16 protein-coding genes are annotated in these 21,884 nt (G+C 48.9%); 6 read left to right on the plus strand and 10 right to left on the minus strand.

Annotation, left to right across the window (positions count from 1 at the left end):
* Nucleotides 1-93 precede the first annotated feature (93 nt).
* The 3 genes from ACXAH1_RS19705 (at nucleotide 94) to ACXAH1_RS19715 (ending at nucleotide 1,709) form a co-directional block, all read left to right on the plus strand.
* Complete coding sequence (locus ACXAH1_RS19705; RefSeq protein ID WP_475198939.1) at nucleotides 94-456, plus strand: hypothetical protein; 363 nt, start codon at nucleotides 94-96, stop codon at nucleotides 454-456.
* Nucleotides 457-533: 77 nt separating this feature from the next.
* Nucleotides 534-1,073 carry a YaeQ family protein gene (locus tag ACXAH1_RS19710; protein WP_475198941.1) on the plus strand — a complete coding sequence of 180 codons (540 nt, stop codon included), beginning with the start codon at nucleotides 534-536 and terminating at the stop codon, nucleotides 1,071-1,073.
* Nucleotides 1,074-1,103: 30 nt separating this feature from the next.
* Nucleotides 1,104-1,709, plus strand: coding sequence for a PGAP1-like alpha/beta domain-containing protein (locus ACXAH1_RS19715; protein ID WP_054016099.1), 606 nt, complete (start codon nucleotides 1,104-1,106; stop codon nucleotides 1,707-1,709).
* Here ACXAH1_RS19715 and ACXAH1_RS19720 read toward each other — a convergent pair.
* The gene (locus ACXAH1_RS19720) at nucleotides 1,703-1,912 is read right to left on the minus strand and encodes a hypothetical protein (RefSeq protein ID WP_010384994.1); all 210 of its coding nucleotides are present in this window, start codon (nucleotides 1,910-1,912) and stop codon (nucleotides 1,703-1,705) included. The two genes, ACXAH1_RS19715 and ACXAH1_RS19720, sit on opposite strands and share 7 nt — an antisense overlap.
* Before the next feature lie 281 nt (nucleotides 1,913-2,193).
* Nucleotides 2,194-2,316: a hypothetical protein gene (locus tag ACXAH1_RS19725; RefSeq protein ID WP_475198944.1), complete on the minus strand. Its 123-nt coding sequence runs from the start codon at nucleotides 2,314-2,316 to the stop codon at nucleotides 2,194-2,196.
* A gap of 65 nt (nucleotides 2,317-2,381) precedes the next feature.
* On the opposite strand from ACXAH1_RS19725, the gene ACXAH1_RS19730 reads away from it, so the two are divergent.
* The gene (locus ACXAH1_RS19730; protein WP_253049161.1) at nucleotides 2,382-2,849 is read left to right on the plus strand and encodes a Dps family protein; all 468 of its coding nucleotides are present in this window, start codon (nucleotides 2,382-2,384) and stop codon (nucleotides 2,847-2,849) included.
* A gap of 52 nt (nucleotides 2,850-2,901) precedes the next feature.
* On the opposite strand, the gene ACXAH1_RS19735 is transcribed toward ACXAH1_RS19730, so the two are convergent.
* The 8 genes from ACXAH1_RS19735 to ACXAH1_RS19770 form a co-directional block, all read right to left on the minus strand.
* Entirely contained in the window at nucleotides 2,902-3,318 is a 417-nt protein-coding gene (locus ACXAH1_RS19735; RefSeq protein ID WP_475198947.1) for a hypothetical protein, read from the minus strand.
* Nucleotides 3,319-3,405: 87 nt separating this feature from the next.
* Nucleotides 3,406-5,463 carry a S9 family peptidase gene (locus ACXAH1_RS19740; protein WP_475198948.1) on the minus strand — a complete coding sequence of 686 codons (2,058 nt, stop codon included), beginning with the start codon at nucleotides 5,461-5,463 and terminating at the stop codon, nucleotides 3,406-3,408.
* A 154-nt stretch (nucleotides 5,464-5,617) separates the two neighbouring features.
* The gene (locus ACXAH1_RS19745) at nucleotides 5,618-8,794 is read right to left on the minus strand and encodes an efflux RND transporter permease subunit (RefSeq protein ID WP_475198949.1); all 3,177 of its coding nucleotides are present in this window, start codon (nucleotides 8,792-8,794) and stop codon (nucleotides 5,618-5,620) included.
* 15 nt (nucleotides 8,795-8,809) lie between these two features.
* Nucleotides 8,810-9,976, minus strand: a complete 1,167-nt coding sequence (locus ACXAH1_RS19750) for an efflux RND transporter periplasmic adaptor subunit (RefSeq protein WP_253049170.1) — start codon at nucleotides 9,974-9,976, stop codon at nucleotides 8,810-8,812.
* Between the two features lie 88 nt (nucleotides 9,977-10,064).
* The gene (locus ACXAH1_RS19755) at nucleotides 10,065-12,458 is read right to left on the minus strand and encodes an ABC transporter permease (RefSeq protein WP_475198952.1); all 2,394 of its coding nucleotides are present in this window, start codon (nucleotides 12,456-12,458) and stop codon (nucleotides 10,065-10,067) included.
* A 14-nt stretch (nucleotides 12,459-12,472) separates the two neighbouring features.
* Nucleotides 12,473-13,189 (minus strand): ABC transporter ATP-binding protein, encoded by a 717-nt coding sequence (locus ACXAH1_RS19760; RefSeq protein WP_253049177.1) that lies wholly within the window; start codon nucleotides 13,187-13,189, stop codon nucleotides 12,473-12,475.
* Nucleotides 13,190-13,244: 55 nt separating this feature from the next.
* Nucleotides 13,245-14,489 (minus strand): efflux RND transporter periplasmic adaptor subunit, encoded by a 1,245-nt coding sequence (locus ACXAH1_RS19765; protein WP_475198955.1) that lies wholly within the window; start codon nucleotides 14,487-14,489, stop codon nucleotides 13,245-13,247.
* Between the two features lie 313 nt (nucleotides 14,490-14,802).
* Nucleotides 14,803-16,932: a calcium-binding protein gene (locus ACXAH1_RS19770; protein WP_475198957.1), complete on the minus strand. Its 2,130-nt coding sequence runs from the start codon at nucleotides 16,930-16,932 to the stop codon at nucleotides 14,803-14,805.
* A gap of 595 nt (nucleotides 16,933-17,527) precedes the next feature.
* On the opposite strand from ACXAH1_RS19770, the gene ACXAH1_RS19775 reads away from it, so the two are divergent.
* Nucleotides 17,528-17,860: a helix-turn-helix transcriptional regulator gene (locus tag ACXAH1_RS19775; protein WP_475198958.1), complete on the plus strand. Its 333-nt coding sequence runs from the start codon at nucleotides 17,528-17,530 to the stop codon at nucleotides 17,858-17,860.
* 2,079 nt (nucleotides 17,861-19,939) lie between these two features.
* Nucleotides 19,940-21,772, plus strand: a complete 1,833-nt coding sequence (locus ACXAH1_RS19780; protein WP_475198960.1) for a PKD domain-containing protein — start codon at nucleotides 19,940-19,942, stop codon at nucleotides 21,770-21,772.
* Nucleotides 21,773-21,884: the final 112 nt, after the last annotated feature.

The raw sequence follows: 21,884 nt of genomic DNA on the forward strand, positions 1-21,884 counted from the left end.
CACGACACATGAATAACGCATAGTGTACTATAAACCGCGATATTGGGGATAGAATAAGCAGCCACACATCTCTGGCAGTAAGGAGTATGTATTTTGAAAGGTAACTGGGACAGTGCAGCGGTAAAAAGTGTTTTTTACACTGGCCTGCTGCTTTTGCTGGGTATGGCAACCCTGATGGTTGATGATTTACCCAGCCCAATGGAAATGGTGGGTTTGTTTACCAGTTTCGCTTTAGTATTCGCGTTTTACCTTACTTTTTCTTTGGTCGGCTGGCTTGTCATCGGTTTGCCGGTTCACTGGCTGTGCAGCCGCTATACCCAGGGTCACCTTATGTACTATGCGACTCTGCCAGGGGCTGTTTTACTTCTAACTCTTATCTACAACGGACCATGGCTATTGCCCGGCTGCGCGCTTGCTCAGGCCTGTCTGTTCCATTACCACCTGAATAGTCGCTAGCGGACATCCACATCACTTTCCCCGCACAAACTGGGCAATTACCGATATAATGGCATTTTTGCTTTATTGGACAGGCAATGGCACTCAAATCAACTATTTTAAAGGCCAATCTCTCGCTCAGCGATATGGACCGTCATGTATATCAGGACATCAGTGTTACCTTGGCACAACACCCATCGGAAAACGCCCAGCGTGTGATGGTGCGACTGCTGGCGTTTGCGCTGGAGTATCAGGACGGACTCAGTTTCAGTAAGGGCTTATGTGTCGAAGATGAGCCGGATATCTGGCTGAAAAATTACAGTGATGAAATTGAACTGTGGCTCAGTGTGGGTTTACCCGAAGAAAAGTGGCTTAAAAAAGCCAGCAATCGTTCTAAACAAGTGGTACTTTATACCTATGGTGAGAACAATCAGGGCCCATGGTGGCAAAAAAACCAGAACACACTGCGCCAGTACACGAACCTTAAGGTCATCAGCTTGCCTTACAGCGCCACCAGCGTAATGGCTGAGATGCTAACTCGCACAATGGCCTTGACAGTCACGGTACAGGACGGTGAAATCTGGTTCAGTGATGAACAACACAGTGTGCATCTGATCCCGGAAATATTGCAGGGATAATCTCACCCGGATGCACAAGAGGTAAGCACAATGGCAGTAACCAGAGTCGTCGTTTTACATGGATTGTATATGTCAGGATTTGTCATGCGCCCGCTGTGTGAGCGGCTGGAAAAGCTCGGCTTCGAGATCCTCAACCTCAGCTATAATACGCTGACGCCAGACAAACAGACTATCTTTGCGCAGATAGATGCCTTTGTGGCGGGCCATGATGCTGCGCTGGTTTGCCACTCAATGGGTGGACTGGTTGCCCGAGATTATCTCACCCACCAGTCTGAGGCCAGCCAGGCTATCAGCAAAGTCATCACGCTGGGCACCCCGCACAAGGGCAGCTATATCGCCAAGCATATGCATGACCATGGTTTTGATATGGTGCTCAGAAACAGTGTGGAATACTTGCTCAGTCAGCAGCATAACTGGCCATTCAAAGCCAAGTTATACAGCATCGCCGGAGATCTGCCAATTGGCCTGATGCCACTGCTGAAAAAAGGCAGTCGCTCAGATGGTACTGTGCTTTTGGATGAAACTAAACTACAAGGCATGGCCGAGCACAAAATCTTTCGTCTCAGCCATACCACCTTAATTTACTCTCGTACTGTGCTCAACTACATCGTTGAGATACTACAGCGATCTCAGTGATCGCCATTTGCTGCTATTTTGTAAGCCACCAATGCGATGATCCCGACAATCAGGGGGATCGGCGCAGCAATATAACCGAATGCGTCTGAATTCGCGTAACTTGCACCTGCCAGGTGGCCGACCAGACCAACCACAAACGTCAGTAGTGCAATAACAACCACAGCAATTTCGGATTTATGTTGAGAAGGGGTTTTACCTTGCATGATACGCTCCTTGGGTGTGGCACCTGTATACTGTGCTCTGACACGCCTAAAAAAACTTAGTGAATGGCACAGATGTGCGTTTCAGATAACCTCGGTTCAATCCACATCTTCTGCCTGTTGAAGCCATTATGCGCCCCTTAGCCGGGGAAATTTTGACCTGAATCAAGTTGCCACAGCGGTGAAAAAGCAACCTATTTTCTACTTGAGATAGATCAACTTAGTGGTTGTTGTTATGGCCTCAAGTATCAAAGTGGCAAACTTTAAGCATCATTAAGTGCAGATTAAGCAGCTGTTGTATAAGCTTTTGTCCAACAGTGTGGCGCAGTCAGTACGGTGTTGTCTTCAATAATGTTGATGCCTGCAATCGACTTTTCCCATTTGGCATCTGCCGTCTTTTTAGTCACACTAAGAATCACTCGGACGCAACCTGTTTGCGTCTTCTTTTTTAACCGCAATACAGGAGTAAACTATGAGCAACAGCATTGGATTAGACAGCCAGAAGAGTCAGGCGTTAGTAAGCAACCTCAATACCCTGTTAAGTAGTTATCAGATCCAATATATGAACGCCCGCAGTGTTCACTGGAACATTAAAGGCCGAAATTTCTTTGAGCTGCACGTCAAGTTTGAAGAGATATACAATCAACTTTTGCTTCAGGTAGATGAAATCGCGGAGCGTATTCTGACCATAGAAGGCACGCCGCTGCATGCTTTCAGTGATTATCTTGAGCACAGCCAGATCAACGAGGCCAAAGGGATCAGTGATGGCCAGGAAGCGGTGAAGTACCTGCTGGACGGGTTTACCACCCTGATAAAAATGCAGCGCGCCATTTTAGAACAAGCTGGCGATGCAAGTGATGAGGGTACGGCTGCAATGATGAGCGACTACATCAAAGAGCAAGAGAAACTGGTGTGGATGCTAAAAGCCTATTTAGCTTAACAGGCTCAAACAGTTTGCAAAATGGAGGGGCTGAGCCTCTCCATTTACTTTATCATTCAATTATCGATGCACTCAGCCAGGGGGCAGCATCACGATAATGAGGGTGCTGAATCAGATAAGCATCCGCATCAAGATAAAACAGCACTTTCACAGGTTGCTCCTGCCACAGCTGCGTCAGCAACTGACGAGACAAAGCATTCACACCAATAAAATCGATTTCCTGATAACCACGTTGCGCCACTTCTGAGAAATAGCTTTGCAGTGCCTCCATACTGTCCGACGTTGCCAGCTCACACTGAGCCAGGTTGATCACAACCCGCTGCAGCGACCCCGCAGGAAAGGATGACACTTCAGTCACTGCCTGTTGCTCGAACGCCCGAACCCCTTCTCGGTTAAAAGCGCCGATCAGATTTACAAAAATCACTGGCGGGGCAATATTAATTTGCCATTTTCCATGTGCTGCAAACATACCTGCTCTCCAAGTCTATTTTTCACATGATATGCCAGATGGCTGACACACAGACTGATCTGCATCAGTCTGCTTCATAACGCAGGATTAGCGAGTCAGCAAGCCAATGAAAAAGGCCATTTCCAGCGCCTTTTCATGCAAGCTTTTAAAGCGACCCGATGCGCCACCATGCCCGGCATCCATATCGGTTTTAAACAACAACAAATTGTTATCCGTTTTCAATTCGCGCAACTTGGCCACCCATTTCATTGGCTCCCAGTATTGCACTTGAGAATCATGCAGTCCTGTTGTTACCAGAATATTAGGATAGTCAGCGGCGCGCAGGTTGTCATAGGGTGAATACGCTAAGATAGTACGGTAGTCTGCCTCATCGTTCGGATTGCCCCACTCATCATATTCGTTGGTCGTCAGCGGGATGCTCTCGTCCAGCATAGTGGTTAGCACATCCAAAAAGGGCACATGACAACCAATACCACGATATAACTCTGGCGCCTGATTCACCACGGCCCCCATCAGCAGACCGCCGGCACTGCCGCCAGAGGCAAACACTTTGTCCGCAGCACCATATCCTTGCTCAACCAAAGCCCGGGTGACGTCTTCAAAGTCGTTAAAGCTATTTTGCTTATGCGCTTTTTTACCTTGCTCATACCAGTTACGGCCAAGCATTTCTGAACCACGAATATGCGCAATGGCATACACAAAACCGCGGTCCAGCAGGCTCAATGTGTTAGTCGAGAAATTCGGATCTATGGTGATGCCGTAAGCACCATACCCATATTGCAGCAGCGGGTTAGTGCCATCTTTACTGAACTTATCTTTGCGATAAACCAGTGACACCGGTACCTCGACCCCATCACGCACAGGGATATGTAATCGCTCAGAAGCATAATAGTCTGGGTTAAAGTCGCCCAGTACTTTTTGTTGTTTCTTCAGGGTCTTTTTACCCCCGACAAGCGCAAAGTCATAAACACTGCTAGGAGTTGTCAGGCTTGAGTAATAGATCCTGACAGTTTCGGCCTCTGGCTCGGGGTTATATCCCAGCCCGGCAAAAAAGCAGGCATCGTCAAACTTAAGCTGATAACTATTACCCGCGTAATCATGCACAACAAAACGGATCTGGCCAAGCTCTCGCTCTGTCACCACATAGTGACTGTGGAACAACTCCATGCCTTCAAGCAGCACGTGTTCACGATGCGCAATCAACTCTTCCCACAAGTCAGGGTTGGCCAGCGTCTCTTTGGTCGCACGTAACAGACGGAAATTTTTGGCTTCCCGGTTAGAGACCAGGTAGTAATGCTCCCCCAGTTTATCAAGACCATATTCATGACCTGTGGTTCGGGTCAGTAAGCGCTCAAACTGACCTTGCGGCTCATCGGCCGACAACGCCAGAATATCTGTGGTTTCGGTGGCGGCCAGATGAATATAGATTTCGCTTTCATCGCGACTCTTACCCAGACCCATATAAAACTGACGGTCCTGTTCTTCATAAACCAGCTGGTCATCGCTTTGCGGTGTGCCTAATACATGGCGATAAACCTGATAGCCCAGCAGGGTTTGCAGGTCTTTACGTACATAGAATACGGTCTTGTTGTCGTTGGCCCAGACTACTTCCCCTTCGGTTTCAGTCAGTACGTCACTCAGCATCTCACCGCTTTGTAAGTCTTTAAAGCGCACGGTATAAATGCGCCGGCCGTCCGTATCTTCACTGTAAGCCAGCACATTGTCATTTGGGCTAACGGCGATATCACCCAGTTCATAAAACTCGTAAGCCTTGGCGAGCGCATTGACATCCAGTAATAATTGCTTGTCAGTCATGGCTTCATCGCTGCCACGGTAATGACGTGAATATTCATCGTCGCCACTGACCTCACTCATATACCAAAAGCGCCCGTCTTTGACGGGCACCGTATTGTCGTCTTTTACAATGCGGCCTTTCATTTCTTCAAACAACTGGTCCTGCAATGCTTTGTGATCGCCCATCACTGCCTCACAGTAGGCATTTTCGGCATGCAAATGGTCCAATATCTGCTGGTCCTGACGATTATCGTCACGCATCCAGTAGTAGTTGTCTGTCCTTTGATCCTGGTGGTGGGTCATGGTGTGTGGCACTTTTTTAGCCACGGGCGGGGTCAGCGTTTTGGTCACTCACTTGTTCCTAATTTGTTAAAAACCATTGTGACCCTAACATAGCAAATAAACGCCTGAGATGTCATTTAATTCACTTCGAGCCGCAAGATTCTAGCTGTAAAAAAAGGCCAGCAAATGCTGGCCTCTGAACAGTCTGTCACAACGCGTGCAATTAGCTCGGGCGCTTATCCACGTTAAGGTTAAGCAATTGCTTTAGCCTGTTTAACATTAAAATGAAGACTTCTAAGATGAAAGCAAACACCTTAATCAGCAGGGCTCTTACATCAAGCAAAATGATATACAGGCAAGGAACCAGAATAAGTGTGATTAACGTTGCAAACAGCACTGCAAAGCCCAGTGATACCGCCATAGGTATAACAAACTTCGCTTGCAGGCTGGTTTCAAAGATAATCGGCACAACCCCCGCAAAGGTGGTGATTGAAGTCAGAGTAATAGCACGGAATCGTGCACAACCTGCTTCAACAACCGCATCTTTAAGTTTTACGCCTTCTTTGCGCACCTGATTCACATAATCCGTCATAACCAGCGAGTCATTGATAACAACACCCGCTGCCGCAATCAGACCGTAGGTCGACATCATGCTCATATCCAAACCAAAGAACCAGTGTCCCCAGATAGCGCCGACCAGGCTGAACGGGATTACAGACATTATGATTAACGGCTGACCATAGCTTTTAAGCGGGACTGCCAGCAAGATATATACAATGAACATACCGGCAATAAAGAACATCATCTGCTCATTAGCCTGTGCCTGATCTTCTTCAATATCACCACCCAGTTCGGTCTTCACCTCAGGGAACTGCTCCATCAGTTTAGGCAGCAGATTTTTATCGATGTTTTCAACGACCTGGTTTGGCTCAATGACCTGTTCGTCAATATTGCCGTAGATATAGACCGTACGATAGCCATTTTCACGACGGATATAGCTCACCCCCGGGCGTTCAACAAATTCAACCACATCACCCAGCATAACGTCTTTGCCCTCAGGTGTTGTGATGACCGTGTGCTTCAGTGACGAGAAGGCCTCCCGGTCCAGCCGTGGATAACGTACCATAACCTTGATTTCTTCGCCGTCACGGATCACCCGCTGGGCTTCGCCACCATAGAAGCTCATGCCCACCTGGTTTGCAATGTCCGACAGGCTCAGTCCTAAATCATATGCAACCTGCTTCAATGCCAGCTGTACCTCTTTACTTTCAGGGTCAATACTGGAACTCACATCAAACAGACCTTTTTCCTGCTGTAGCATTGCAATGAACTGACGGCCCGCAGCGTTGAGCATATCGATGTCTGGACCATACAGCAGATAACCGAACTCACCCTGTCCCTGACCTTCATCATTTACATCATCAATGACGAGCAAAGACTTTACACCCGCGATAGCAGGCATATTTTCGCGCCAGCGACGAGATAGTTCAAAGGCATCAAAGGGGCGGTCTTCCTCTTCAACCAGAACAGCCAGTACGTTACCCTCGGTACGCCCTTCGTTCCATACCATGATGTCCTTGATCATACCCTGACCAAACTCTCGCTCCACCTCTTGTTCAACATCCAGCATCATTTTTTCGATGGTGCTGAGCGCTTGTAGTGTTTGTGAGTCCGACGCATTGTCGTTTAGCGTCAGTTTCACCATAGGATAATCGTGTGGCACTTTAGGCATAGCAACAAAGCGAACCTGATTCGAGGTGATCAGCGACACACTCAATACCAGCATACCGATAAACCCACACAGCACGGTCCAGCGCCATTGCACACATTTTTCGACCAGGTTGCGGTAAGGTCCATTAACGAATGCGAAGAAGCGTTTGTTAAATTTGGCACGCCAGCTGCCTTCACGCAAAGGCTTGAATTTAGTATGACCAATATGCGCGGGTAAGATCCATTTAGACTCGATCAGGCTGAATGCCAGACACAACATGACAACGATGGCGATAGACTTAAAGAATGCCGCTTCGGGTCCACTTGAGAGCACCATAGGCGCAAATACCGCCATGGTGGTCAGTACGCCGAAGGTGGCCGGCGTGGCAACCCGCTTAGCCCCGATCACTACATTATTCACGCCCGGTCCTTTACGTTCTATCTCCGTATAGGCCGCTTCCCCTATGACGATGGCATCATCGACCACGATCCCCAGAACCATAATGAACGCAAACAGGGAGACGATATTCATACTGATCCCAAACACTGGCATCATCATGATTGCACCCAGGAAACACACAGGTAGACCGACCATCACCCAGAACGCCAGTTTAAAGCGCAAAAAGATGGTCAGCATAATCGCAACCAGGATAGCCCCCTGGAACATGTTCTTTTTCATCATGTCCAGACGCGCTTCAAGATAGTAGGTCATATCAACAAAGGCTTTCAGTTCAACCCCTTCTGGCAGGGTCTTGTTCTTTGCTTCAATATAAGAGTGGATGGTATTGGCAATTGGCACCATGTTTTGATCATTGGTTGCCCTGACCGACAGATACGCGGCATTGATCCCGTTGAGTCTGAAGTAAAACTCACCTTCAACAAAAGCGTCTTTGATTTCAGCCACATCCTGCAACAGCACTTTCGCGCCGTTCGCGCCGACCTTGACCGGAATGCGGCGGAACTCATTACCGTGGTACTTCTGATTCTCGACCCGCACTGAGATCAGGCCAGCATTGGTGCGGATCTGACCTGCCGATACGTTGGTTGAGTAACGGCTAATTGCAGCCGCCACTTCTTGCATCGACATGTTGTAACGACGCAATGCATCCGGGTCGACTTCAATGGCGATTTCGTACTCAGGGGTATTGCGGTCAACCAGAGAAATATTAGACAACTGCAACAGTTCATCTTCAACTTCTTTAGCCAGCGGCTTGAGCTGCGTTAACGGCAGATCAGCAACCAGTGCCATCTGCACAACATCTTGCGTAAACTCAATTTGCTGTACTCGGATCGGTTCCATCGACGCCGGGAAGGTGGCAATACCATCGACCCGCGAGCGCACTTTATCGGCCACATCGGCCAGCTCGGCGCTGGTGTCTATTTCCAGCTGAACGCTTCCTCCGTTACGGAACGAACGATAAACGGCCTTGTCTATCTCCGTCACGTCCTTAAGCGCTTCTTCGACTTTAATCAGGATACTCTCTTCGATTTCCTGTGGTGAAGCACCTGGGTAAGTTGCATTAACTGAGATCAGATTCAGTTCAATGCTCGGAAACATTTGCCGCTGGATCGTAAAGTAACTGATGATCCCCATGATGAGGATAAAAGCCATCATCAGATTGGCAGCGACCGAGTTATGTGCAAAATAGGCGATTAGCCCTGTTTGCCTGGGTGTGTGTTGTTCACTCATTGTCCGTCCCTGCCGTTATAGCTTTTCCAGGCTGGTGCCCTGTGTGTTTGACTGATCGGCCCCTGCCACTTTTACAGCCATACCGCGCTGTGGATATTCAGGTAAAGTCACGACCACTTTATCACTGTTATTAAGCCCTTCTGCAACCAGGAAATATTCCCCTTCTTCACGGACAACTTGTACTTGTCTGGGTTCCAGTTCAGCATTGTCATTTAACAACCACACGGTTTGGTTATTCACCAGCTCCTGAGGCAGTCGGTAAATCTGCTTGAGGGTTTTGCCCAGGAAGCTCACCTGAACATAAGTACCAAACTTCACTTTAGGCTGATCGCTGTTCAGACCATATGGGTCGTCAATGCGAACCACCAGGTTGCTCATTCGGGTCTGGGTGTCTACCGTCCCCAAATCCCGGTCAATGTATGCCTCGCGAGAAAAGCCACTCACCCCTTTGTTGAATATGGTCGCTTTTGTCCCGCTGACTGTTTCTGGCAAAAATACAGAGTCGAACCCGGCAATCGGGATCACCACTTCTGCTTGCTCAATGTTATTCAGCTGCGCCACAACGCTGCCTGTTGAAACAAACTGACCCAGACCTACGTCACGAGACACAATTAACCCATTGAATGGAGCGACAACGTCACAATTGTCCAGGTCACGCTGTGCACGCATCAGCGCCGCTTTGGCCGATTTAACCGCGGCCTTCGCGCTCATTACCTGGGGCTTACGTAAAAACAGATCGGTATGCTTTTTGTTGGGGAAGCGTTTGGCTTCATCTGCCGCTACCTCAGCCTGTGCCTGCTCTTCGATCAACGCAGCCTGTGCACTGGCCAACTGGGCTTCCGCTTGCAGTACCGCGGCTTCGTAGTTGTCTTTCTCAATGCTAAGCAACACATCGCCCTTCGCTACTACGCCACCTGCCACAAAGCTGGGGTGCCAGTAAACGACCTCTCCTGCTACCTGAACAGACAATTGCGTTGTTTCCAACGGCATGACTTCGCCATAGCTTTGGATCAGCACCTGATGATCCTGTGCCTGAACCGACTCAACCTGTACCACCGGGCGCGTATCTACGACCTGTTGTTCTTCTTCGCTTTTCGCCACCGCATTCACGGCTGCGAAACCTGCCCCCCCAAGGCCTAACGCAACAAAGGGAAAGATCCATTTTAGTGCTTGTGCTTTCATGACTTTACCTATTGATATTTTCCTACCCACTATCTTACCAACATACTGACGTTCAATAACGTGACATTTGTAAGAATCTGTTACTAATTCAGAGAAAACTTTTCAGTTGACTTTTAGTGTGGTGGTAGTCCAAGAATAAAACCATTAAAAACATAAAAGTAACTGCAATTACAAAGCTTGCAACCACTCCGGGCAATGCCATACCGAATAACCAGCACAACGAACAAAGTAACAAAAAAGACACAAAAGCAACTGGTATGACCTTGCAGACACGACCAATAAGCTGCTCTGTCATTAATGTGCCCGCCTTTGCACCCAGTTGCCACTTTATTTGCCATACCGGTTTATGCAGCAATGCCAGATAGCCCAGCAAGCCATACAGGCCTACCCCAACCAGCAAAATCATGAGTGCACTCAATGCACTGCCGGTGTAGGCACTTAACCTGGCAGATTTGCTCATAGCACGAGTCTGTCGGGTCATATCGACGACCTGGAACACGCTTTGTGTATTGTCTTGTACGCGTAACAACGCATTCAGATCAGATTTTGCCAGCTTTTGCCCGGGCACCATCCTGACCACCAGATTGGTGACAAAGAAATTATGTGGCAAATAAACAATGTCCGGGGTACCCAGCGTGGGAGAGTAAATATCCGCAACAATGGCCTGTAGCCTTACCGGGCGCTGATTGCGTGAATACAAGGTGGTGCCAACGTCTTCGAGCGTTAGTCCCAGCCTGGTTGCCAAACTCAGGGAGAGGATCACGGCCTCAGCAGGCGCGTCCAGGGTGAGCTGCTGTGCGCTGAACTCACTGCCCGCCAGTATATTTTGTCCGACAGTGGCAAAATAACCCTCACCACTCCACTGCCCAAAAGCAGTCAACTGCTGCGCAGAGTCGGGGCTAGTCCCTATGGGCTCAACCCAGGACATCTCCAGCGGATGATTCGCAGCAAGACTCACAGCTGCTATCTGAGGCTGAGTTAGCAGTGCCTCAATATTAGCCTCACTAAGCTGACGTCTGGCCCGAGCTTTTTGTTCACTACGCTCAAAGTCCAGCTGTTGTAACTGTAGGTGCACCAGGCCATGGTCATCAAACCCCTGGGCGGTATTCATTTGTGTTCCATAATGACTTAACAGCCAGATACTAAAGCACAAGACCACAGTCCCTACCGTCAGCTGGCCATTAACCAGCAACACGCTGAGCCAGCCAGGCAACTGCCTGACCTGACCTTTGCCTGAGCCGCTGAGCTGCTGCCTCAGGCCTCGCAAATCGACAAAGAGAAATACACTGCGGACAAACCCCCAGGCCAGGCCTAAAGCCACCAGCCACATAGCCAGATACGCTGACCATGACACATTCAACCAGGTAATGCTCCCTAATACGGCATGACCCCAGTATTGCACCAGTGCCAACAATACCGGCGCTAACGCTGTCGCCACCAGGGCAGACAGCGCAAATAAGACTATGGCATGCATCAGCACCTGACGAAATAAACGAGACTGGCGGGCACCTAGCGCCAAATGCAGCGCCAGTTGTGACTGACGGCTTTTAAAGTCTAATAGATATAGAGCGAACAAATTACACAGCGTCACTACAATGACACCGATCGCAGCGCCGAGCAGCCAGCGTCCTGTTTCCTGAAGCGCCCCTTTGAGCTTAATCGTGAGCGGACGAAGCGCCAGCGTCAGCTTTGTCTCCCCAAAACCATATTGCTTTGCCAGTTCATTGACCTGAGCGCTGAGTATCTGAGCCTGCGCCTGCAATGCTGCACTGGCCTGTGGCAAGGTCCGGCCAACCAGCATCACATTATTGCGGATAGCCATGTGTGCAAAGGGCGTCATATCCGTTGCGGTATGACTGAAAAAAGGTAAGAACACATCGCTTTGTTGCGCCGCCCGAAAGAGCTCAGGCTCCTGATTGGTTTCAGCGAGGATCCCCACCACCTGAAAACGCCGGTCATCGAATTGAAGAATCTGCCCCGTATCTTGTTGCGTTGACAAATACTCGCGGGCAAAGCGAGCACTGACAACAGCTTGAGTAACACTCTGAGGCTGCTGGCCTTGTATGGTCGAGGCTGAAAAGTAGTGTCCGCTTTGCAGCGGCATCGTAAATAATGAAAAGTAACCGGGCTCAACCAAAGCCGCTGAAACACGAGGCTGCTCTGCATGATTAAGGTACAACATATCGGTGTAAAATACCGGGGAAGACACCTCGAATAAATCCGGCGCCTGGTGCAAGGCCCAGGCTGCGGGCGCCGACAAAGACGCACTCAACGTGATTTCACCCTGCTCGTTAAACAGCGTCCCTTCTACCCAGGCTAGTCGCTCAGGCTCATCATAAGGTAAAGGGCCATGGGCCTGCCAGGCGACAACTCCGGCGACCAGCAAAGCCGTCATCGCACTGGACAGTAAGGTGACAAAGATCAGAGTCATTCGCCAGCGGTTATACAGTGCCTGCAGTGCATCCTGAAGATCTAACAACATCTCGCCGCGCTCCCTCAGGCAGTCGCAATATGTGCTGACTCGCGCGTATGGCTGCCACCCACGATTTCACCGTCCAGCAAACGGATCTGCCGGGGCGCCATGTCGGCATATCTGGGATCATGCGTCACCATGCAAATGGTGGTGCCCTGTTGATGTAACTGCGCAATCAGCTGCATCACCGCATCACCACTTTTTGAGTCCAGGTTGCCCGTGGGTTCATCGACCAACAAAATACTGGGGTTGGCCACCAATGCACGGGCAATGGCCACCCGCTGCTGCTGACCACCAGAGAGCTGATCGGGCTTGTGAGAAGCACGATGAGACAATCCGACTTTTTCCAGACAAGTGTGCACTGCGTGCTGCACCGCCTCACGCGACCTTTTCTCGCTGCTATAACGCAGTGGCAATGCAACATTATCGAATACCGACAACTCATCTATCAGATTAAAAGACTGAAAAATAAACCCGATATGACGGTTTCTTAACTCTGCGCCCTGATCTGCGGTCAAGGTACTCACTTCGGTGCCCTGGATCAGGTATTGCCCGTCACTGGCTTCATCCAGCAAGCCCATGATAGACAATAAAGTGGATTTACCACACCCCGAAGGGCCTGATATTGAAACGAACTCTCCTTCATCTATCGTCAGGCTCACCTGTCTTAGCGCATGGGTTTGCAATTCTTCGGTTTCAAACACTTTGCTGATGTGCTTCATTTCTATTATATGTGTCATATTTTCCCCGCTGACAAACCGGCACCCCATTGTGCCATATTTGACCCTTAAAACCTTAATCCAGTGCGACTTGCACACCCTGCTGCGCCAGATTACTCAGATCGGAAATTATCAGACGTTCATCTTTTCCGACCCCCTGTTCAATCACCACAAAACGACCAGCCGTTGCGCCAAAACGCACGGTTTTCAGCTCGGTCGAACCATCCTGCGATAATCTGTACATCTGAGCTGTTTGTTGTTCTCGCACATTTGCCGGACGGCGGATATACAGCGCCTGCTCGAGCTGCGCCACAGTAATGCTTGCATCTATGCTCAGCATCGGCCGGGCTGCTTTCGGCAGTACCTGGGGCAACACCACTTCCACCTTGACACTGTTATCAACCACCACAGGATCGATACGACCTACCGTACCATTCACCTGCTGGTCGCGGATCCGCACCGTCACAGCCTGACCTGGTGCGACTTTTTGTACCTGGGATTGCGGCACTTGCAGCTCAGCGAGTAAATGCGTCTGGCTGCCGATCAACGCGGTTTCGTCGCCTATACTCAATCGCTGACCCACAGCCAGGGGCATACGCTCCAAAATACCTGCAACGGGCGCCGTGATCGTCAGTGCAGCTAACCTAGCACGGCTGCGCGCCAGCTCCTGGCGTCGGATAACAATGCGCTGCGATGCCAACTGCTGCGCACTGGCATGAAGCTTTTTTAGCTGCTCCAGACGCTGTTGGGCGCTGCGCATTTGACGGGCGAGATTGGCAACTCGCGACTGAGTCTGGGCAAACGCCAGTTGTGAAATGATCCCTTTTTCAGCCAGTCCCTGCTCGGCCTGCTGCCTTAGCTGAGCAGTTGCCAGATCCCCGGTTAGTTTATCCAGTAATGTCTGTTCACTGAGAAATTCCCGCTGCTGATTGAGTGTCAGCTGTTGCAGCGCCATATCACTGTCCTGCAAAGCCTGTTGTGCCTGCGCCACCGCCAGTGACAGATCCGGGTTGTCGAGCGTTGCAATAACCTCTCCGACGGATACCGACGCCCCCGCTTTAAGGTGGATCCGTTTTACCACGGCATCACTGTCGGCAGTGATCAAGTGCTGCTCTGCACTGCGAAGCACACCAAAGCTGTCGACGCCAATCGCCAGCGGTCCATATTCCACTGTCGCTATCAGTACTTCGTGACGTCCCAGTCGGGTGATCTGATCGCTGGGGCCGACCAGCCACACACTCACTGCAAAAAAAACGCTCACCAGAGCCCACTTCCAGCGACGCCAGCGGCTGGTAGGTTTAGGCGGTTTAATTAGATCCATATTTCGCTCCGGATATCTTGATTCTATCCCCCTGGAGCCAATTTCATGCCAGAAATTTATCCATTAAATATCAGTATCTTAATATTTATAAGAGACATATTTTGGCAGAACCGGACGGATTTTCCGGAATTGAAACGCAAATCGGCCAGATGTGGCACAATGAACTGAAATAAGTTGGGCGGGGCGGGAAAGTAAATAGGGAAATCACGCTGACTCCCTAGGTCTCGGGCTTAGATGGCCTTGTCACGGGCCATAAATGATTAAAACCGCTACCTGACGCCTACCCTCAGGTAAGTGTCAGGTAGTGGTGGATTTACTGTAAGTCGTACACACTCTTGCTGCGGTTGTTCAGCCAGGCTTCAAAGGTCGTTTTATCTACCAGATCGGCAATTTGACCCTTAAAGGTGCTATAGCCACGCCGTTCATTGAAGTACCTTAATCTGAGTACTTCTTCATGGCGCGATGACATGCCACTGGCCGCTTTGCGTACTGCGGTATCAAAATAGCCCGATTTATGATCCGCACTCGACAGATAACCACTGATATCTCGGTCGCTCCACTCGTTGTACGCAAAATCTTTGCCGCTGCCGCCACCACCCGACGGAATTTCATCGCCGCGAACAAACAGAATATCACCACCGCCGCCACCATTGACGCTGATATCCGAAAAAGTAGAAATGGCCGCTAAAAAGTCTTTGCTACCGCCGCCATTGAGTTCACAATGGCCCCACTCACAGACAATGATATCCTGGCCGCTGCCACCCCAGGCTTTGGCCCGGTTGCCCCACGACCTGCCGCCGGAATCAACCAGCAGATCGGCCCCTGAGTTACCGTACAAACGATCTTTATTACCATCGTTACCAAAAATAATATCGTCGCCGTTGCCGCCGCTCAGGTTATCACCATCTTTGTTGCCAAACAGCACATCGTTGCCATTACCGCCTTCGATTCTGTCCGCACCATCGCCATTGGTCCCACTGAGGTTTACTCTGTGTACCACGCCGTCATGATCGGTCTCAATCTCTGAGCCACCGGCAATCCAGTCGTTGCCATCGCCTGCTTTAATGGTATCTTTACCATCACCGCCAAAGATCAGATCATTGCCGCGTCCGGTATAAATCTTGTCATTACCATTGAGGCCATAGACGGTCATATCGCTACCAACCCCCGTCGCCAGCAGTGTATCGTTACCATTTGACAACTCAACCTCAACTTCTTCTACGGCGTTACTGAATGCGCAGTGCTGATAGCCTGCAGTGTAAGCAAACACATACTCATCGTGCTCTTCCACAAATAAAGCAAGATTGCTGTCCATTGCACGTACTTTCCACACGCCATTAATCAGTTCACTGTCAAAGCTGCCAGTTTGCATATGGCAGTGCTGGTAGGCCGCAGTCAGGCTGGCTGGCATATCGCCAGTCGGCGTACACGAGTATTGCTCTATACCACTGATATTACTTTGAATACTGCCACTGGAGCCTTCGGTCAGGCAATCCATACCTGTGCCACCATCTACTTTCTCGAAGTCGCCATACGTATAAATGGTGTCATCGCCTTTGCCGGCATAGACATAATCCACTTTATTACCTGTTAAGATGGTGTCGTTACCATCGCCGCCATACACCAACTGATGCCAGTTCAGCGCTGTACCGTCGTATTCTTCACCGCTATCTGCCAGGTTAACCTGAAAACCATTGTGGTTGCTGACATCAAAGGTTTCACAGCTGCCGGCATAATATACGGTTACCAGAGCATCATCCCCTTCGGCCGTGAGCTTCTCACCGCTCACATTGGGTGACACCGCCAGGTAAGTCATATACGGATTAGCAGAGTTATCATCCGCGATGCCGATCTTGCTGCGGTCCAGGCCTTCACAGCTTGCTGGTGCATAGTTAGTACAGCTGATTGCTTCAACATTATTAAGGACGCTTTGGATCGCGCCTTCGCTGCCCTGCTCTGCACAGTCTGCCCCTGCACCACCGTCTATACGCTCAAAGTCGCCAAACGAGAAGATCTGATCGTTACCGCCATTGCCGTAAATGTAGTCTACTTTGTTACCGGTGCGGATCTCGTCGTTCCCTTCACCACCGAATACCTGTTGGTGGAAGTCCAAGTTCATGCCATTGTAGGACTCACCGCTGTCCGGCAAATTAACGTGTAGTCCGTTGTAGTCGCTACCATCTAGCACCTCACAGCGGCCATTGTACGACACCACAACCGACGATTGGCTGCCGGATACGCTCAGCGCGGTATCGGCTAGTTTGGGGCTCAAAGCCAGATACGTCATAAATTCATTTTCGACATGCTCACCAACCTCTATTTGAGTCCGGTCCAAACCATTACAGAAGCTGCCAGGGGCAGCCAGACGTAGCGCCTGAGCATTGTTTGGCATCAGAGTCAGCGACAGTGCCGCTGCCAGGAGTGCCTTTTGATAAACCACCATGTTAGTCTCCATGAGTTAGGCAAAGATTTGCGCAAAGAAATCTGGATCATGGAATTTATACGCCACAATTGTGCAATGACTATGGACTCAGACTGAGTAATAAGGATGAGTTTTACTGCCAACAAAGCAGGTAAGAGCACAGACCAGCATACCGTATTGGCTAGATGAAACTGCCTGAATAATAAAAACAAGCAAGCCAAAAGTGAAAAGCCAAATCCAAAAAATGTGACGTTTAATTCACACTCAGCCCCGACATACGGGGAGTTGAAAAAGCTTCATCGTAAAATAACGCACAACAAAAATCTGAATCTGTTTACATAATAATATCTATGCACTATGAATGCATTCATAAAGTTTCAATAATGTACCGGCTAATCTGGTAAGGCATTTATCCAGCAAAGCCTTTATAATTCATGATTTTTACCTATTAACATGCCACTTATACACACTTTCGTTGCGTCGCGATAAAAATTTTCGGGTACAAATCAACCCTTTAACACTTTACATTTTTTAAACAGCTGTTAAATTACACTGGGTAAAATAATAAGCAACAAAATGTAACTTCACTGTTTTAATATTCATATACGGATGTACAATGAATACACGTCAACGATTGAACTGGCTAAACAGCGCCCGACGGGACATTCAGGCGTCACTGCGTAGTCTGCGAATACAACAAAAAATGTCGCAAGCCGAGCTGGCCAAAAAAATGTCCGTTCCGGTAGACCAATCCACTATCTCAAACTGGGAAAGTGGTAAAACCATTATGGACCTGGAACAGCTGCTGGATATTCTGATGATCTTCGGCAAAGACTGGAAAAGCTTTTTTGGTTTTTTAGCCGATAACGCCGAAAAAAGAACAACAAAAAAACCGCAACAGAAAGAAACACATATGGAACCAAAAGCAGAAGACAAGGGAGAAGACTGATGCATTTTATTGAGATGATGCTTTCCTCTGTCGTTTTTATCGGCTTAATTCTCACTTGGAAAGATTATAACGCCAGATGGTTGTTTTCCTTAATGCTTCTCTTACAGCTCGTCGATATGACAGTTAATCCTATAACGATTAATTGGACTAGGCATTATTACCTATGGTGTTTGGTATTAAATGTTTGTTTCCTAGCGCTCTTTCTCACCAGAGGAGTTCAGGCAGAAGCGTTATACAAACTTACTAAAATCGAATTTTTTAAGAAGGCAAGAGAACGTTATGTACTCACTATTCCAGAGTGCTGTATTTGCTTGTTGTTATTTGTCGCGTCAATGCTCTGCCTTGCTACATGGGTTGAAATCCAACTCTATTTTTATAAAGTTCTGAGCTACCCATTTATTTATCATCATGTATGGTCGCCAACTCAGTATACCCTTCACATTCTAGAATCTCTTACACTGATAACATTTATAGTGCATGTTAGGCGCTCCAAAGGAGAATTAATTTATGAGAACAATTAACTATAGATTGTTAAAAAAAATCTTAGGGGGTAGCACAGCCGGTAATCCAAAGTTACCTGAACTACCTAGGGCAGCCCCCATAGATCCTACCTTGGGGAAACAAGCAAAAAAACCTCATGAAGGTTGAACAAGCAAGTTTATTAATTGATTCATAAACTAAACTGGGCTTTATGAGCCAAAGATAATAAGGCATTACTAGGTTTTAAACCCTGAGACTATAGCGTCAGTTTAAAAGCAGATAGAGTGCTGTAAATGAGGAATATAGGACGTAACTTGCTAAATAATAAGCGACGCAGTCGTTAGCAGAGGCAACGCACCAAAATTACCAAGTTGCTCCACTAGCCTCTGCTAAAGTTAATAGCACAACACAGGCGCATTGCGATTTAAATGAGTAGTAAATCAGGTGATGTCAGAAATACATTAAAATAACTAAGTGCACTTTTTAGTTGTTTTAAATTATGAATTGATTCATAGATAAGATATTTCACAGCTCAGTGTTGCCGCTAAGTAGATCCCGTATCAAGTACGGGATGACGGCTCAGTGTTGTCGTCGGGCTATGCTTGAATAACGGCTCGATGTAGACGCTGGGCTAAGCTCGTATCAAATGCGGGATATTCACTCAGCGCAGACATCGGGCTATGTTCGTATCAATGCGGATAACGGCTCGATGTTGTCGCCGGACTGTGCTCGTATCAAATGCGGGATATTAACTCAGCGCTGACATCGGGCTATGCTCGTATCAATGCGGATAACGACTCTATGTTGTCGCTGGGCTAAGCTCGTATCAAATGCGGGATATTATCTCGGTGCTGGCGTCGGGCTATGCTCGTATCAATGCGGATAACAGCTCGATGTTGTCGCCGGACTGTGCTCGTATCAAATGCGGGATATTATCTCGGTGCTGGCGTCGGGCTATGCTCGTATCAAATGCGGCATGTCGGTCTGGCATGCTTGCTATATAAACTTCCCTGCCGGACGGTGCGGGAGACTAGGTGGAACGAATTCAAAAGCACGCCCCGGCGTTATCGTAAACGTATCCAACGTCACTGACAGCCACATCACAACAATCAGCATTAATGCGCTTTTTCTCACTCATCTACCCAACAGCCAGGCTGGTGCCAGACGTGCAACCCTGGCAGATCTACTCTCTTACGTTATTACCTCAGCATTACACCCTAATTGGTCATCCACTGATGCACATGTAAATTAACCGTTAAACTTTATGCTTTGCACCTATGAGGCCCAGCTGACAGTGTGACTGAACGTTCAGAGCAGTAAAACTGCCAGCATAATGTAGAAATTGACGGAAAATCAGTCCCTTTTTTAGCTAAAAGAGGGATAAATACGAAAAATACAGCCACCTGGAATAAAAATTTTCGCCTTCAATTGTACGAGATAACAGTGTTTAGCACCGCAGTGGAGACTCACTTGATTAAATTTCTATTATCACTTTCTTTACAAAAATAATATTTATGATTACCTTTGTACCTGTGCGAAATTTATTCAATAACTTTTTATTCTAAAAAATCATTCAACAACAAGTGAAAAGGAACAGCAATGAAACTAACCTATCTTGTCTCTGCGCTAGGCTTACTCTCAACCGCAGCACTGGCACAAAACACCGCGCCACTCACAGAAGCACAAATGCTGCAATATACCAGTAAGGCTAACAAAACCATCATTGGTGCACGTGCCGACGCAAACCTGTCTCTCTCTCAGGAATTTGCGACAATGAGCAGCACGGGCAGTGCGGTGATCACCCGTACCATTACGCACCCGGATGCCAGCTACATCAAACTACACTTTAAAAATGTGAACCTGGCAAATGGTGGTAAGCTGGTTGTACGTTCAAAAGACGGCAGCGAGCGTTACGAGTATACCGAAGCGAATATGCGTGCCGCGACGGTCAATGCCAAACTGGGCGATGACGGCGTTAGCAGCTTCTCTGCAATGTCAATTTCTGCAGACACCGCAGTCGTTGAATACACACCGGGTACAGCGTCAAACTCCGCCCTGATGTCTGCACAAACCATTGCACCTGCTGTGATTGATTTTTATGACCACGGCATTGAAAACACGCCAATGCTGGAAACCATGAACGCATCAACAGATGTGGGCATTGAGTCAACTTGTGGTGTGAATGAGCGCCGCGACGTACAGTGCTGGGCAGGTTCAAACCCAACTGAGTTTGAGCGTTCACGCCCGGTTGCCCGCCTGCTGATGAATGGTAGCGGCCTGTGTACTGGCTGGCGTGTTGGCCCGGACAACCGCATGTTCACCAACGAACACTGTGTGGGTTCTGCCTCTGAGCTGGCCAACACTGAGGTGTGGTTTAACTACCAGCACACCAGCTGTAATGGCTCAAACCTTGAGACAGTGGTCAAAGTAACCGGTAAAGACTTCCTGTCTTCTGACTACACGCTGGACTACACCCTGTTCACCATCAACGAATTCAACAAAGCACAGCCATTTGGCTACTTTGGTCTGGACGTACGTGACGCAACACAAGGCGAGCGTATCTACATTCCTCAGCACGGTGCAGGTAACCCGAAAGAGCTGGCTATCGAATCAGATCAGAACAGCAATGGCCTGTGTCAGGCAGATGTTGTTACAGCAAATGGTCGCGGCACAGGGACCGACATGGGCTACTACTGTGACACCATAGGTGGTTCTTCAGGTTCACCGGTTCTGGCAGCTGCCAGCAACAAAGTCATTGCCTTGCACCACTTTGGTGGCTGTACTAACCAGGGCGTCAAGATCAGCAAGATCTGGCCTGAGGTATCAAGCCACTTCAATGGCATCCCGGATGGCGACAATAACAGCGATCCAATGCCTACTGCTGACTTCACGTCCAGCTGTACAGAACTGGCTTGTAGCTTTGACGGCAGCGCCTCAAGCTCACCAAATGGGTCAATTTCTCAGTACGAGTGGAGCTATGGTGACAACGGCACTGGTTTCGGTGCGACCGCCAGCCACACCTATGCGGCTGCGGGTAACTACAGTGTTTCACTGACTGTCACCGACAACTCGGGTGCAACTGCAACCGTGACTAAGCAAGTGCCTGTATACGGCCCGGGTGGTGAAGATCAGCTGCAAAAAGGCGTTGCCAGAACAGACCTCTCTGGTGCTCGTGGCGAAATGACTTACTTCTACTTCGACGTACCAGCGGGTGCAACCAACATCACCTTCGATATTTCAGGTGGCAGCGGTGATGCGGATCTGTATGTACGTAAAGGTGAGCAACCAACCACCTCGACCTATGACTGTCGCCCTTACCGTTGGGGTAACACTGAAAACTGTACCCGTAATGATGGTGCAGGCCGCTACTGGGTTGGCATTCGTGCCTACAACGCCTACTCAGGTCTGAGTCTGGTTGCGGATTACCAGTAATCCCAGTTACTATTTTTCTCCCTAAAAAGGCAGCGCAAGCTGCCTTTTTGTTTATCCGCGAGCAGCGCCTCAATGCCGCGCACCTCGTCAGTCAGCCCATGCAATATATCCG

This window comes from Pseudoalteromonas sp. AWH4_217 (genome assembly GCF_056161105.1).